We start from the raw sequence: 13,628 nt of genomic DNA, 5'->3' as shown, positions 1-13,628 counted from the left end.
ACTCAGGTGTTGCGTCGATCAATGAAACTCAAGCTGCGATACAAGGCCTCGATGCGTGGCATTTCACATCCCGCGGCCCTGGCGGCCGCCAGTGGTCGAGCGTAGATCGCCGCCAGCTCCAGCGGCCGCTTGTGCAGGAAATCGTGGTACATGCTCGGCCAGTAGTCGGGCATTTTTTCGGTCACCATGAACAGGTGCTCGGCATACCCTGGCGGTACGTCGTGCCCGCAGGCGATGGCGCCTTGCACCACTTCAGCCATCAGCGCCCTGATCAGTTCGCGACTGTCGGCATCGGCCATCAACGGCGTGGTGCTCGCCCCGAGCAAAACCGAGAGACCGTTGTAGGGGATATTCCAGACCAGTTTTTGCCAGCGCGCCTGATGCAAATTCGCCATGGCCTGGGAATCGAGCCCGGCGCTGCGGAACAGGCCGACGCCCTCCTCGACTATTGCAGTGCGTGTCGGCCCATCGGCGGGACCGCTGTGATAACCCACGTGTACCGCGCCCAGCGCCTGATGGGTGATGACGCCCGGCGCCTCGCGATGGACGCAGATGTAGCAGAGTCCGCCGAGCACATGCAGCGAATCGGGGAGCAACTCGCGCAGGCTGTCTTCCACGTCCAGGCCATTTTGCAACAACAGTACTTTGGCATTCGGTACCGCCGCCTGCAGGATGGCCGGTGCCAGATCTGCGTTGCTGGTGGTTTTCGCGCCCACCAGCAGCCAGTCGCAGGGCGGCATGTCTTCAGCCTTCGAATAGGCTTGCACCGGGTTCAGCATCAGTGCGCCGTGGGGCGCGCTATCGACTCGCAACCCGTGCTCGGCCACGGCGCAAAACTCGCTGCGCAGCAGAAAATGCACATCAAAACCGGCACGTGCCAGCATCACCCCGTAGAACCCGCCGATTGCGCCGGTCCCGATAATGCCGATTGTCGGCCTGGCAACTGTCCCCATCATGGCAACTCCTCTGCTGTTCGACTCAACGCCTGGCGCACGGCTCGATTGAGCTCTGTGTCGGTCAGGCGCGATTTCAGTGTTCCGAAGAATTCGCCGTCGCGAACGACAAACAGCGCCGGCAAGTGAAAGACCTGATAACGCTCGACCACTCCGCCGTTATTGCCGGCATCGATCCAGCACAGCCGATCGACGACCAGATCGAGTGTCGGCAATTGCTCGCGGGCAAAACGGCAGCTGGCGCAGCCGACACTGGTGAAAATAACCAGCGAAACACCGTTCATCGCCAGCAGCCGTTGGTCGGCGTCAAAATCGGTCAGTTCCAATTCGACCACTATACTGGGGAGAACAATGTCAGATGGCCGACACATGGAGTCTGTGTTCATGGGACGATTCATTCCTCACCCTGACGATGTGCCTGTCGAATTAACCTTGCTCAAACCTGAGTGTATTTCGCGACGGCAGCTGCACACTATCAGCCTCGGGGGCATGGCTTGCAATTATCACCGCGCGTGGCGCTACGGCACGGCACTGGAAGTACGCATGCCGACCGTGAACCCGGACATGCGCTACCTGGGTTATGTCGCCTGGTGCCTGCGACGCAAACGCGGTTATCTGGTGGGCATCGCCTTCGTCGACGAACAAACGCTGTTCAGCGCCCGAATGGGTGAGCAGGTGTGCCAGATCGAACGCTACTGCCGCCTGCATGAGTCCCACGAAGACTTGCAGGATGTTCAGGCCCTGGCGCTCGAATGGGTCCAGGAGCATGCCGACGAGTTCTCGCACGATTCGGTGCGCAAGGCTTTTGCGCAACCTGTGCCGGAATAGGGGCGTACTTGATCAGTTTGCCCCTCACGGCAGGGAAACTGACTGCGAAAGCCCACCAAACCGGCGTCTGCCCATTGTCGAGCCACGGTGTAACGCGCTAAGGTTCAGCTCCCCGACGCGCTTAATTTGCTGTGCTCCGCCGCGCGGGTTCGCTGGCGGCCGGCACCCGTGACCTGACGAGTAAACGATGGCTGATTTACCGATCAACGACCTAAACGTCGCCTCCAACGAGACGCTGATCACTCCCGATCAGCTCAAGCGCGATATTCCCCTGAGCGACGCCGCACTGCGCACCGTCACCAAGGGCCGCGAAGTCATTCGCAACATTCTGGATGGCACCGACCACCGCCTGTTCGTCGTTATCGGGCCTTGCTCGATCCACGACATCAAGGCCGCCCACGAATATGCCGAGCGCCTGAAGGTTCTCGCAGCCGAAGTGTCCGATACCCTGTATCTGGTCATGCGCGTGTATTTCGAGAAGCCACGTACCACCGTCGGCTGGAAAGGCTTGATCAACGACCCGTACCTGGACGACTCGTTCAAGATCCAGGATGGCTTGCACATCGGTCGCCAGTTGCTGCTGGACCTGGCCGAAAAAGGCCTGCCAACCGCCACCGAAGCCCTCGACCCGATCTCCCCGCAGTACCTGCAGGACCTGATCAGCTGGTCGGCCATCGGCGCGCGCACCACCGAATCCCAGACTCACCGTGAAATGGCGTCCGGCCTGTCCTCGGCCGTCGGCTTCAAGAACGGTACCGACGGCGGCCTGACCGTGGCGATCAACGCCCTGCAGTCGGTTTCCAGCCCGCACCGCTTCCTGGGCATCAACCAGGAAGGTGGCGTCTCCATCGTGACGACCAAGGGCAATGCCTACGGTCACGTAGTGCTGCGCGGCGGCAACGGCAAGCCGAACTACGATTCGGTCAGCGTTGCGCTTTGCGAGCAGGCACTGAACAAGGCGAAGATCAAGCCCAACATCATGGTCGATTGCAGCCACGCCAACTCCAACAAGGATCCGGCCCTGCAACCGCTGGTGATGGAAAACGTCGCCAACCAGATCCTCGAAGGCAACAAGTCGATCATCGGCCTGATGGTTGAAAGCCACCTGAACTGGGGCGCCCAGGCGATCCCGAAAGACCTCGCCGATCTGCAGTACGGCGTGTCGATCACCGACGCCTGCATCGACTGGACCGCGACCGAAAACACCTTGCGCAGCATGCATGCCAAGCTCAAGGATGTGCTGCCTAAACGCGATCGCAGCTGATCGCCTGACGGCCTGTTCAAAAAGCGCACACAAAAAAACGCCGGGTAGAACCCGGCGTTTTTTTATGCATTCGTTTGACTGAAAGTCACTGACTCAGCTTGGCCGCATGCCGCTGGTGACGCTCCATGTAGCGCTCGACGTAGGAGCACGATGGAATGACGGTGTAGCCCATTTCGTCAGCGTACTCCAGCGCCTTCTCGGTCAAGGCTGCCGCAATACCGCGACCACGCAATGCGTTGGGCACGAAGGTGCGATAGATATCCAGGGTCTGTTTCCCCAGATCCATATAGGTCAGATAGGCACGATGACCGTCCACATTGGTCTCGAACTGATGACCAGCCTGGTCATGGTGGATGGACAACGCCTCGCTCATCACTACTCCTCGCGGGTCTGGAATTCCGACCCCTACCTTACCGATGTTTTTCCGGCGAAGGAACATCTACGCCACCCCGTGCCTGAATGGACACCGAGAAGAACTGCACCGATCTCGCGCTACCGAGCACGTACAAATAGTAGGCACCATTGGCAGAAATGCTCAAGGTGCGCTCGTCATCATGCCGGTTGGCGGGTGCTGCTCCGTAATCACGCAGGAATGGCTCGACCGAAGGTCACTCCGGGTCGATAGCCTGAACATTGCCGGATGTTGAGACTTAAGACGAGCGTCCGTTGTTAAAGTCACCTGAACATCGAGAAAGATAGTGAGAGGCGCCACGCAAAAGCCGAACAAAAGTGTAGACGAATCCATATAGGCGGACTTTAGCCAGCCAGGGAAAAAGAGCGCTGTGCCGAAGGAACTTTTTCTCGGCAGTTCGCTCAGCCACGGGCCTTGCAGCTGGATATTTTTTAAACAATTCAGTTAAAAGTTGCTCGAAAAAGAATCAACGCCTACAATTTTTTTTGCTTCTTGCTTCACGTCAGTTTTACTTACTACAAGTAATGGGTAGTATGTACGCCGGCTATTTCCTCAATCGGAGGAGATAGCTACTTAATAGAAAGTCCTTGAAGGGGAACACGATGAACAACGTTCTGAAATTCTCTGCTCTGGCTCTGGCCGCAGTTCTGGCTACCGGTTGCAGCAGCGCATCGAAAGAAACCGAAGCACGTCTGACCGCTACTGAAGACGCAGCTGCTCGCTCCCAGGCTCGTGCAGACGAAGCTTACCGTAAAGCTGATGAAGCTCTGGCTGCTGCTCAAAAAGCACAACAGACTGCTGACGAAGCTAACGAGCGTGCTCTGCGCATGCTGGACAAAGCTAGCCGCAAGTAATAATCCCTCGGGATTGTTATCAAGCCGACCCATTTTTTGGGTCGGCTTTTTTATTGCCCGGCGTTTCTCCAGGCAATAAAAAACCCGTCGACGCGGTCAGCATCGACGGGCTCTTGACCCGCGTTACTGCAGCGGATCGATCGGCGTGCTCGACACCATCGGCGCGATGCCGTTGCCCGGCACAGCGATCTCGACCGGCAGGCCGTCTTCAGCGGCCACCACGTCCCGCACCACATCCCAGTTCATGCGCAGGTTGTTGGTGATGTCTTCACGCTTGAGCATCGCATTGATGACCGCTGTGTGCTTGTCGACCACCGACGGGTTGCCCTTGTCGTCCAGCGGCGTGTGCGCCTCCAGATAGACCTTGCCGCCACTCATGCCGAACTTGTACGGGTCGTTGATGATCCGTACCGAGGTACCGACCGGTACCATGCCCGCCATTTGCAGCACGTTGTTGTTGAACATGCGGAAGCAACCGTGGCTGGTGCGCATGCCGATACCGAACTTCTTGTTCGAACCGTGGATCAGGTAGCCCGGAGTGCCCAGGGTGAACTTGAACGGGCCCAGCGGGTTGTCAGGGCCTGCCGGCACAACGTTGGGCAGCGGGTCACCGTCTGCCGCGTGCTCGGCCTTGATCGACGCCGGAGGCGTCCAGGTCGGGTTAGGCGTCTTGGCGGTGATGCTGGTGTGGGCAATCGGCGAGCCCCAGCCTTCACGACCGATACCCAGCGGGAACGTGTACACCACGTTCTTACCTTTCGGGTAGTAGTAGAGACGGTACTCGGCCAGGTTGATCACGATGCCTTCACGCGGGCCTGGTGGCAGGATGAAGCGGGTCGGCAGAATGATTTCCGTGCCGGCGCCCGGCAACCATGCATCGACACCCGGGTTGGCCGCGACCATTTCCGTGTAGCCCAGGTCATAGGCAGTACCAAGATCGGCGAACGTGTCTTCGTACTTGGCCTTGATCACCTGCACCTGGCCGATGATGTCCTCACCGGGCGGTGGCAGGGGCAACTCCAATGCTGCAACGGGACCGGCCACAAAAAGGGCGGCAAGAGTCAGGCAGCGGGTGACGGCAGGAAAGCGCGGCAACATCCGGAAAATCCTTCGCATGATCAACAGAGGGTATAAGCACGCGATTGTACACTGCCGCCCGTTATTTCGGGGAGATGGCCCGATTGCAGGCAGTGCAAGGCGATTTTGCGATTGTCCTCGCTCCCACATTGGGCCCCTGGCCACTGAAAGATCCCTGTGGCGGGCTTGCTCGCGAAGGCTTTGTGTTGGGCGATGTGCTTTTTACGGGTGTACATATCCAATTGCTGCGGTCACGGCCTCTGGCGGTTCCGCTTTTACAGCGGGGCACTTTGGAAAAACGGAACGGCGCCCGGCCTGTAGGAGCGAGCTTGCTCGCGATGGAGGTCAACGATGATGCGGGGAGCCTGGCACCCCGCGGTGCTCTCAGGTTTTTCGCGAGCAAGCTCGCTCCTACAGAGCCCACTGCGCAGAACCTGCGCTCAGCCTCACGAGGGGCGTACACCGCAAAAGCAAAGCGAGGCGGCCTACCGACCGGCCTGTTTGCTGGGTTCGTTCGTCTGTGATTGTACCTGCGCCTGTCAGGCCGCCTTCGCGAGCAAGCCCGCTCCCACAGAAGAGCAAAAGCAGAACAGCCCACACCGCGCCGCTTCTCACCACTCATCAGGCCGAGCGTTAGCTCGCCTGCAGCTTGTGATCTTGATCCACCCGCCCCCTCGGCAGGCTGAGCGCAGGTGTTCATCCGGGGATGGGCGCGCAGCGCCGTTCGACGCAGTCGAACTCATTGCATGCAGGTCGAAGCGAAGCCGACCGGAGGGCAATGCCCCCGGATGAATACCGGAGCGAAGGAACCCCGAGCCTCAGCGAGGGGCCGTACGTAAGGGGCGAGACTTTTTGGTTCCTTTTGTGTCGTTCGTTTGACAAAAGGGACTCGCCGTCAGGGCGAAACCATAAGTGGCCGTTACCGCAGCAATGGATATGTACACGGTAAACAAAACACAGGTCGGCTATCAGGCCGCCTGGATTCCCGACGGATCAAAGCTCAAACCGCAATTCAGGCCAGATCGGCGACGTCCCCCGCTTCTGCGACTCAAGAATGGCCCGGCACAACGAACACAGCCGCTGATCCTGAAACACCCGGCGATCAACACTCGACCAGCGCGGTTGTGCCGGCAACAGGCTGCCGCAAAGGGTCCGGTCAGCCGAGCCGCCCAACTCCAGCTGACGGGTCACCAGATGCACCCGCACTTCCTGGCAGGCGAACAGATCCAGCTGTTCGTCAGGCTCGATCAGTTGATAGGCAAAGAGTGACCAGGCGGGACGCGGCATCGGGGGCTCCAAATCGGGGGCGCCACCTTAGCCGAAAGCCTGCGTCTAGAAAAGTGTCATAACAGCGGTTTTAGAGTAGGCCAGACATTTTCCAGCAACTTGTCCTGGGCCCCGGCGGCCGGGTGTATGCCGTCGGCCTGCATCAACTCCGGATGACCGCCCACGCCGTCGAGGAAAAACGGCACCAGCGGGATCTTTTTCTCATCGGCCAGGTTGCTGTAGACCTCGGCGAACGCCTTGGTGTAACGCGCACCGTAATTGGGTGGCAATTGCATGCCGAGCAACAGCACCTTGGCACCGCTGGCCCGGGAGCTGTCGATCATCGAAGCAAGATTTTGTTGCAATTGAGTTGGCAGCAACCCGCGCAGGCCATCATTCCCCCCCAACTCGAGGATCACCAGTTCCGGTCTATGCTCTGCAAGCAGCGCGGGCAGGCGCGCCTGACCTCCGGCACTGGTGTCTCCACTGATGGACGCATTGATCACTTTGTCGTCGAAACCTTCGCGCCTGAGCCGTTGTTCAAGCAGCGACACCCACCCCAGCCGGGTATCCAGCCCGAAACCGGCGCTGATACTATCGCCAACGATCAGGACTGTACCCGCCGCTGCGTTTTGGGCCATGCACATCAAGGCCAGGCCAGCACTCAAAAACCAGACACGCATCGGACTCTCCATGGGCGCAAGCATTCTCATCGCGAAGGACCTTAGCAAAGTGGTTCCCAGCGCGGAAGGTGATCTGACCATCCTGCACGAACTCAGCCTGGAACTGAACAAGGGCGACAGCCTTGCCATCGTCGGCGCTTCCGGTTCCGGCAAATCCACCCTGCTGGGCCTGCTCGCCGGTCTCGACCTGCCGAGCAGCGGCGAAGTCACCCTCGCCGGGCAAGGCCTGAGCAACCTCGATGAGGACCAGCGTGCGCGCATCCGCGCCGAGCACGTGGGTTTTGTCTTTCAATCGTTTCAGCTGCTCGACAGCCTCAATGCCCTGGAAAACGTCATGCTGCCGCTGGAGCTCGATGGCCGCAAGGACGCCCGCGAACGCGCCACCGAATTACTCCAGCGTGTTGGACTCGGCCAGCGCCTGACGCATTCGCCGCGCCAGCTCTCCGGGGGTGAGCAACAACGCGTGGCGATTGCCCGCGCGTTTGCCGCCGAACCCGATGTGCTGTTCGCCGACGAACCGACCGGCAACCTCGACAGTCACACCGGTGAGCGCATCAGCGACTTGCTGTTCGAACTCAACAAGGAACGCGGCACGACCCTGGTGCTGGTGACCCACGATGAACGCCTGGCCCATCGGTGCCGGCGCCTGATCCGTCTTGAAGCCGGCCTGCTGGTCGCCCCTCTGGAGCCTTGATGGCACGCCTGCCGCTGTTGCGCCTGTTCAGTCTCGCCATCCGCCAATTGCTGCGCGACGCCCGCGCCGGTGAATTACGCGTATTGTTTTTTGCCTTGCTGGTGGCCGTGGCCGCGAGCACTGCCATTGGCTATTTCGGCGCCCGCCTGAATGGCGCCATGATGCTGCGCGCCACTGAGTTTCTCGGCGCCGACCTGCTCCTCGAAGGCAGTTCGCCCGCACGCCCCGAACAGATAAGAAGCGGCACAGAGTTGGGACTGCAACATGCGCAGGTGGTGGAGTTTTCCAGCGTTATCGCCACCGACAACGGCATCCAGTTGTCCAGCATCAAGGCGGCCGATGACACCTACCCGCTTCGCGGCGAACTGAAAAGCGCACCCGCCCCATTCGCTACGGAAACCGCCGGTGGCGGACCGCAACCCGGTGAAGCCTGGGTCGAGGCACGCCTGCTGACCGCCCTGGACCTGAAGATCGGCGATAGCATCGATGTCGGCATGAAAACCCTCAAACTGGCGCGGGTGCTGACCTACGAACCCGACCGCGCCGGCAATTTCTACAGCCTGACGCCGCGGGTGCTGATCAATCTCGACGACCTTGCGGCAACCGGCGTGGTGCAACCAGGCAGCCGGGTCAGCTATCGCGAATTATGGCGAGGCAATGCCCAGGCACTCGAGATGTATCGGCAACTGATCAAACCGGGACTCGCCGCCAACCAGCGCTTACAGGACGCCCGGGATGGCAACCGGCAGATCGGCGGAGCCTTGGGCAAGGCCGAACGCTACCTGAACATGGCCAGCCTGGTGGCGGTGTTGCTGTCCGGCGTGGCGGTGGCGTTGTCGGCAACCCGCTTCGCCACCCGCCGCTTCGATGCCAGTGCCTTGCTGCGCTGCCTCGGACTATCGCGCCGGGAAACCATGGTGTTGTTCAGCCTGCAACTGACTGTGCTCGGGCTGCTGGCCAGCATCAGCGGCGCCCTCCTCGGCTGGCTCGCACAGCTGGGGTTGTTTGCCCTGCTGCACGACTTGCTGCCGACCGACGTACCTGCGGGCGGACTGTTTCCGGCCGTCGCCGGGATCGGCACCGGACTGGTGGCCCTGGCCGGTTTCGCCTTGCCGCCGCTGGCGGCTCTGGGCCGGGTTCCGCCATTACGCGTGCTGCGCCGGGACATGCTGCCGATCCCTTCCAGCACCTGGATGGTCTACGGTGCAGCGTTGGGCGCCCTCGCCCTGATCATGTGGCGCCTGAGCCTGGACCTGGTGCTGACCTTTGCCCTGCTCGGCGGTGGCGTGATTGCAGCGCTGGTGCTGGGCGGTTTGTTGTTGCTGCTGTTGAAGAGCCTGCGGCGCTTGCTCGCGCGTGCGTCCTTGCCCTGGCGCCTGGGACTCGGGCAATTGCTACGTCATCCGCTCGCTGCCGCGGGCCAGTCCCTGGCGTTCGGCCTGATCCTGCTGTCGATGGCGCTGATTGCGCTGCTGCGCGGCGAATTGCTGGATACCTGGCAGAACCAGCTGCCGAAAAACGCCCCCAATTACTTCGCCCTGAACATCCTGCCTGCGGATAAACAGGCTTTCACCGATCACCTGATCGCCGTGTCGGCAAAATCGGCACCCTTGTACCCGGTGGTGCCTGGGCGCTTGATCAGTATCAACGGCGAACCGGTGCAGCAGATCGTCACCAAGGAATCGGCCGGCGACCGGGCGATCCAGCGTGACCTGAGCCTGACCTGGGCGGCGGACCTGCCGGAGGGCAACAAGCTCACGGCGGGCAATTGGTGGAACGAACAAACGCCAGACAATGTTCCCGGCGTGTCGGTGGAAGGCAAGGTCGCTGAAAGCCTGAAAATCAAGCTCGGCGATCATCTGGTTTTCAGCGTGGGCGGGGTCAATCGCGAGGCGAAAGTCACTAGCCTGCGGGAGATCAACTGGGATAACTTCCAGCCGAACTTTTTCATGATCTTCCAGCCCGGCACCCTCAAGGATCTGCCAGCGACTTACCTGACCAGCTTCTATCTGGCAGCGGGACATGACCAGCAGATTGTCGACCTGTCCCGCGCCTTCCCGGCGGTGACGATCCTGCAGGTCGAAGCCTTGCTGGAACAATTGCGCAGTATCCTCGCCCAGGTCACCCTGGCGGTGGAGTACGTATTGTTGTTTGTGTTGGCGGCTGGGATGACTGTGCTGTTTTCCGGCCTGCAGGCGACGCTGGACGAACGCATTCGCCAGGGCGCGCTGCTGCGCGCGCTGGGGGCCGAACGGCAATTGCTGGTCAAGGCGCGGCGCATCGAGTTCGGTTTGCTGGGGGCGGTCAGCGGTTTGCTGGCGGCATTGGGGTCGGAACTGGTGAGCCTGGTGCTCTACCGCTATGCCTTTGACCTGCCGTGGCATCCCCATCCCTGGCTGTTGCTGCTGCCACTGCTGGGCGCGGTGCTGATCGGCGGTGCCGGTGTGTTCGGCACCCGTCGGGCATTGAACGCCAGCCCACTGACAGTCCTGCGCGAGGGTTGATAGACTCCAGCCGTCTCCACCACAAGAAGTTGCCATGAGCCGTTACCGCCCTCCCCGCACCGCCGGCACCGCGTTGATCACCCCCGAGGGTGAAGCGCGGATGCGCGCCGAATTCCATGAGCTGTGGCATGTGCGTCGGCCCCAGGTGACCCAGGCGGTCAGCGAAGCCGCGGCACAGGGTGATCGCTCGGAGAACGCCGAGTACACCTACGGCAAAAAGATGCTGCGAGAAATCGACAGCCGCGTGCGTTTTCTCACAAAACGCCTGGAAGCGCTGAAGGTTGTCAGCGAAAAGCCCAGCGATCCGAACAAGGTCTATTTCGGCGCCTGGGTCACGATCGAGGACGAGGATGGCAAGGAGTCGCGCTACCGCATTGTCGGGCCGGATGAACTGGACCTCAAACAAGGCCTGATCAGCATTGACTCGCCATTGGCCCGAGCCCTGATCGGCAAGGCACTGGACACCGAAGTCCGGGTCCAGACACCGACCGGTGAACAGTGTGTTTATATCGTGGCGATCGACTACCCGTAAAATTCAACGGCGAGTGATCAGCCCTTGCCGGGCAACGCGGGTCAGTTGCCTGATCACTTCGGGAGCGTCTTCGAGGCTGGGGGATTGAATCACTGCCAGATCAAAACTGTCGTCGGCGAAACGGGCGAGCGACTCACCGTCTTCGACAAACTGGATCAGAAAGGCAGCGGGACCGCCGGTACGACGTGGCCAGCCATCGAGATAACGCAAGAGCGTCGGCTGATGTTTGCCGCCAAGCAGGATTTTTGGATTGCGCTGGGTGAGATGTGCCGTGATCGGCGCGGGACGTACTACCGGGTTTAGTGCATTCATTGTGTCGTGTCTCTGCCTCAAAAGTCTGCATGGCAGGTGAGAGGCAACACCGAACCAGCGCTTTAGCGGTATTTCGAAGCCTGTTCCGGCTTCTATCGGCAACTGAATGAGTCACCTGGCGCCCCGCAAGTAGCTGTTTAAATCGGCGCATGAGCAACATCCTAGAGAAGCTGACTGGACAGTGTCAAGAATGACGCTCAACAAAAAAGACCCGCACGAGGCGGGCCTTTTTCGTTGAACCAGAGTGGTCAGCCGGCGATGACACGGTCCGCCGAGAGTTTGCCCGCACCTTCGATCAGCACCGCGATACTGCCACCGAGCAAGGCCAGGGCGAACTCATAACCGTTGTTGGTCATGAACAGTCCATTGCTGATGTGCACCGAGAAAATCGCGACCAGCGACAGGAAGACCAGGCCCAATGCAGCCGGGCGAACCAGTAAGCCGATGATCAGCGCCAGGCCGGCAAAGAATTCGGTGCCGCCCGCCAGTGCCGCCATCAGGTAACCCGGCGTCAGTCCGAGGCTTTCCATGTACTGCGCGGTTCCGGCCAGACCATAACCACCGAACGCCCCGAAGAGTTTTTGTGCGCCGTGAGCGGCGAAAACAATGCCGACCACGATGCGCAGAACGGTCAGGCCGTAGCCAGCGCGGGTAAACAGTACCTTGTTGATCAGAGTGCTCATGCTGTTTAAATCCTTGTCAGTGTGTGTGGGTTGGGCGCCATATTAATCAATAAATCACATGTTAAAAGCGCAAAAAACCCGCTATTACAATCAGATTAGTTGATCATTTGCGAGAGACAACCTTTTGTCCCTGGGGCTCCAACGACTCCCGCTCCCGGTCGAACGCCAAGTAATACTTGTTCACGCTATTAACATAGCTGACAGGCCCCATACCCACCTGCTCCATGGCCACGCGCTCGACCTGGAAGAACCACTGGTTGGGATTCAAGCCTCGCCGCCGGGCTTCGGTGCGCATGCCCTGAACCCGCTCCGGCCCAATGTTGTAGGCCGCCAGCACGAAGGCCATGCGCTCGCGCTCGTTGAGTTTCGGGCTGGCAAAGAACTTGCGCCGGATCATCGCCAGGTACTTGGCCCCGGCCTGCACATTACCGTCTACGTCCTGAATATTGCTGACCCCCACCCGCTGCGCCGCAGAAGGCGTGATCTGCATCAGGCCGGTCGGGCTGCCGCCACTGCGGGCGGTGGGCTGCAGCGCTGACTCCTTGAAGGCCAGCGCCGCCAGGTTCAGCCAGTCCATGCCCTGGGCAGCGGCGTGTTTCTGCAGCACCGGGCGGAGTTTTTCCAGGCGCTGCCGGTCCGCCTTGGCCAGTGGATAGTGCACTTGATAGAGACGACGATAGATGCGCAGGAATGCAGCGTCCTGATCCGATGGTTTTTTGTAGACGGTGAGGAAGCGATTAATACTGGCCCGCAGCATCGACGCATCGCGGCGCACGAACCAGAACTCTTCGCCTGGCTCACTGATGACGACCTGCTTGTCGAAACGCAGCTTGGGCAGGATCTTGCCCCAGCGTTCGGCAATCGGTTGCTCGACGATGGTCAGGTGAAAGATTCCGCCCTGGACCATCTCCAGTACGTCCTCCACGGCAAGGCTCGGATCGACCCACTCGACGTTGACCGGTGGCAGTTTGTGCAGGGCGAGCTTTTGATTGATCTGGCTGACGGCATCCCCGGCGGCGCTGCCGGCGGGTAACGCCAGGGTCTTGCCGGAGAGCTGTTCAAGCCGGGTGTAGCGGCGTTCGCCCTTGATGCCCACCAGGACCAACGGGATGTTGCTGGCAATCGGCTCACTGGTGCTGACGGCAAAGCCCGGTTGCAGATCGAGCAACTCGCCTGGCGCCACCAGATCGCCCTCCCCGCGCTGCAAGGCGCCCAGCAGTTGATCCTTGGCCTTGGGAATGATCTTGAGGGTGATTTCCTGACCGTCACGGGCATGACCGTTGAGGTATTGCTCGAACGCTCTCAGACGATGGTATTCAACCCCGATCGCCTGCCCCTGGACTTCGCCGGAACTGTTGCGGCTCTGGTTGACCAGCACCCGCAGCACACGACTGCTGCGGATCTGCGCAAGGTCGCGCACCTCACTGGCCGGTACGGCTTGCAGCGGCCCGGGCAGACCTGCGACCGCCGTCATCGGCAGTAGCAGCGAACAACACAGCAGTAGCAAAACCGAGGGACGAATCATCCACTCTCCGGAAAGAATATGAGGCCGCGTCAATGAAACGC

The 13,628-nt window shown here is 60.5% G+C and carries 15 protein-coding genes; 6 read left to right on the top strand and 9 right to left on the bottom strand.

Features of this window, described 5'->3' with window-relative positions; translation table 11 throughout:
- Positions 1-2 precede the first annotated feature (2 nt).
- Together Q8X48_RS08895 and Q8X48_RS08890 are read right to left on the bottom strand one after the other, a co-directional pair.
- Complete coding sequence (locus Q8X48_RS08895; protein WP_407800478.1) at positions 3-956, bottom strand: putative 2-dehydropantoate 2-reductase; 954 nt, start codon at positions 954-956, stop codon at positions 3-5.
- Complete coding sequence (locus tag Q8X48_RS08890) at positions 953-1,339, bottom strand: thioredoxin family protein (RefSeq protein WP_015094026.1); 387 nt, start codon at positions 1,337-1,339, stop codon at positions 953-955. The genes Q8X48_RS08895 and Q8X48_RS08890 overlap by 4 nt, the downstream gene beginning before the upstream one ends.
- Between Q8X48_RS08890 and Q8X48_RS08885 the strand changes: the two genes are divergently transcribed.
- Positions 1,338-1,781: a PilZ domain-containing protein gene (locus Q8X48_RS08885; protein WP_126049990.1), complete on the top strand. Its 444-nt coding sequence runs from the start codon at positions 1,338-1,340 to the stop codon at positions 1,779-1,781. The two genes, Q8X48_RS08890 and Q8X48_RS08885, sit on opposite strands and share 2 nt — an antisense overlap.
- A 187-nt stretch (positions 1,782-1,968) precedes the next feature.
- Complete coding sequence (locus Q8X48_RS08880; protein ID WP_007973561.1) at positions 1,969-3,045, top strand: 3-deoxy-7-phosphoheptulonate synthase; 1,077 nt, start codon at positions 1,969-1,971, stop codon at positions 3,043-3,045.
- Positions 3,046-3,130: 85 nt separating this feature from the next.
- Here Q8X48_RS08880 and Q8X48_RS08875 read toward each other — a convergent pair whose 3' ends face one another.
- Positions 3,131-3,418 (bottom strand): GNAT family N-acetyltransferase, encoded by a 288-nt coding sequence (locus Q8X48_RS08875; protein ID WP_007973562.1) that lies wholly within the window; start codon positions 3,416-3,418, stop codon positions 3,131-3,133.
- Between the two features lie 641 nt (positions 3,419-4,059).
- Here Q8X48_RS08875 and oprI point away from each other — a divergent pair.
- Entirely contained in the window at positions 4,060-4,311 is a 252-nt protein-coding gene (gene oprI, locus Q8X48_RS08870; protein WP_003199355.1) for an outer membrane lipoprotei OprI, read from the top strand.
- A gap of 123 nt (positions 4,312-4,434) precedes the next feature.
- On the opposite strand, the gene Q8X48_RS08865 is transcribed toward oprI, so the two are convergent.
- The 3 genes from Q8X48_RS08865 to Q8X48_RS08855 form a co-directional block, all read right to left on the bottom strand.
- Positions 4,435-5,409 carry a L,D-transpeptidase family protein gene (locus Q8X48_RS08865; RefSeq protein WP_095966395.1) on the bottom strand — a complete coding sequence of 325 codons (975 nt, stop codon included), beginning with the start codon at positions 5,407-5,409 and terminating at the stop codon, positions 4,435-4,437.
- A gap of 972 nt (positions 5,410-6,381) precedes the next feature.
- Positions 6,382-6,675, bottom strand: a complete 294-nt coding sequence (locus Q8X48_RS08860; RefSeq protein WP_003226812.1) for a hypothetical protein — start codon at positions 6,673-6,675, stop codon at positions 6,382-6,384.
- A gap of 56 nt (positions 6,676-6,731) precedes the next feature.
- On the bottom strand, positions 6,732-7,337 hold the full coding sequence (locus Q8X48_RS08855) for an arylesterase (protein WP_095966393.1): 606 nt from the start codon (positions 7,335-7,337) through the stop codon (positions 6,732-6,734).
- 10 nt (positions 7,338-7,347) lie between these two features.
- Here Q8X48_RS08855 and Q8X48_RS08850 point away from each other — a divergent pair, with 10 nt between their 5' ends.
- From Q8X48_RS08850 to greB, 3 genes are read left to right on the top strand one after another with little or no spacing between them, the layout of a single operon-like run.
- Positions 7,348-8,031 carry an ABC transporter ATP-binding protein gene (locus Q8X48_RS08850; protein WP_407800479.1) on the top strand — a complete coding sequence of 228 codons (684 nt, stop codon included), beginning with the start codon at positions 7,348-7,350 and terminating at the stop codon, positions 8,029-8,031.
- Complete coding sequence (locus Q8X48_RS08845; RefSeq protein ID WP_407800480.1) at positions 8,031-10,535, top strand: ABC transporter permease; 2,505 nt, start codon at positions 8,031-8,033, stop codon at positions 10,533-10,535. Before Q8X48_RS08850 ends, Q8X48_RS08845 begins: the two co-directional genes overlap by 1 nt.
- A 34-nt stretch (positions 10,536-10,569) precedes the next feature.
- Positions 10,570-11,067 carry a transcription elongation factor GreB gene (gene greB, locus Q8X48_RS08840; protein WP_407800481.1) on the top strand — a complete coding sequence of 166 codons (498 nt, stop codon included), beginning with the start codon at positions 10,570-10,572 and terminating at the stop codon, positions 11,065-11,067.
- 3 nt (positions 11,068-11,070) lie between these two features.
- Here greB and Q8X48_RS08835 read toward each other — a convergent pair whose 3' ends face one another.
- The 3 genes from Q8X48_RS08835 to Q8X48_RS08825 form a co-directional block, all read right to left on the bottom strand.
- The gene (locus Q8X48_RS08835) at positions 11,071-11,379 is read right to left on the bottom strand and encodes a hypothetical protein (protein WP_008001428.1); all 309 of its coding nucleotides are present in this window, start codon (positions 11,377-11,379) and stop codon (positions 11,071-11,073) included.
- Positions 11,380-11,627: 248 nt separating this feature from the next.
- Positions 11,628-12,062 (bottom strand): DoxX family protein, encoded by a 435-nt coding sequence (locus Q8X48_RS08830; protein ID WP_407800482.1) that lies wholly within the window; start codon positions 12,060-12,062, stop codon positions 11,628-11,630.
- Between the two features lie 103 nt (positions 12,063-12,165).
- A complete protein-coding gene (locus Q8X48_RS08825) occupies positions 12,166-13,587 on the bottom strand; it encodes a transglycosylase SLT domain-containing protein (RefSeq protein WP_407800483.1) in 1,422 nt (473 codons plus the stop codon).
- Positions 13,588-13,628: the final 41 nt, after the last annotated feature.

Source organism: Pseudomonas sp. QLc11A (assembly GCF_052112305.1).
Classification (GTDB): Bacteria; Pseudomonadota; Gammaproteobacteria; order Pseudomonadales; family Pseudomonadaceae; genus Aquipseudomonas; species Aquipseudomonas laurylsulfatiphila.
This window is presented reverse-complemented; position numbering and strand designations above follow the sequence as displayed.

Bases quoted from the DNA above. Each gene is read 5' to 3' on its own strand.
- Q8X48_RS08895 (WP_407800478.1), bottom strand. From the start codon at position 956: ATGATGGGGACAGTTGCCAGGCCGACAATCGGCATTATCGGGACCGGC.
- Q8X48_RS08885 (WP_126049990.1), top strand. From the start codon at position 1,338: ATGGGACGATTCATTCCTCACCCTGACGATGTGCCTGTCGAATTAACC.
- Q8X48_RS08890 (WP_015094026.1), bottom strand. From the start codon at position 1,339: ATGAACACAGACTCCATGTGTCGGCCATCTGACATTGTTCTCCCCAGT.
- Q8X48_RS08880 (WP_007973561.1), top strand. From the start codon at position 1,969: ATGGCTGATTTACCGATCAACGACCTAAACGTCGCCTCCAACGAGACG.
- Q8X48_RS08875 (WP_007973562.1), bottom strand. From the start codon at position 3,418: ATGAGCGAGGCGTTGTCCATCCACCATGACCAGGCTGGTCATCAGTTC.
- oprI (WP_003199355.1), top strand. From the start codon at position 4,060: ATGAACAACGTTCTGAAATTCTCTGCTCTGGCTCTGGCCGCAGTTCTG.
- Q8X48_RS08865 (WP_095966395.1), bottom strand. From the start codon at position 5,409: ATGTTGCCGCGCTTTCCTGCCGTCACCCGCTGCCTGACTCTTGCCGCC.
- Q8X48_RS08860 (WP_003226812.1), bottom strand. From the start codon at position 6,675: ATGCCGCGTCCCGCCTGGTCACTCTTTGCCTATCAACTGATCGAGCCT.
- Q8X48_RS08855 (WP_095966393.1), bottom strand. From the start codon at position 7,337: ATGCGTGTCTGGTTTTTGAGTGCTGGCCTGGCCTTGATGTGCATGGCC.
- Q8X48_RS08850 (WP_407800479.1), top strand. From the start codon at position 7,348: ATGGGCGCAAGCATTCTCATCGCGAAGGACCTTAGCAAAGTGGTTCCC.
- Q8X48_RS08845 (WP_407800480.1), top strand. From the start codon at position 8,031: ATGGCACGCCTGCCGCTGTTGCGCCTGTTCAGTCTCGCCATCCGCCAA.
- greB (WP_407800481.1), top strand. From the start codon at position 10,570: ATGAGCCGTTACCGCCCTCCCCGCACCGCCGGCACCGCGTTGATCACC.
- Q8X48_RS08835 (WP_008001428.1), bottom strand. From the start codon at position 11,379: ATGAATGCACTAAACCCGGTAGTACGTCCCGCGCCGATCACGGCACAT.
- Q8X48_RS08830 (WP_407800482.1), bottom strand. From the start codon at position 12,062: ATGAGCACTCTGATCAACAAGGTACTGTTTACCCGCGCTGGCTACGGC.
- Q8X48_RS08825 (WP_407800483.1), bottom strand. From the start codon at position 13,587: ATGATTCGTCCCTCGGTTTTGCTACTGCTGTGTTGTTCGCTGCTACTG.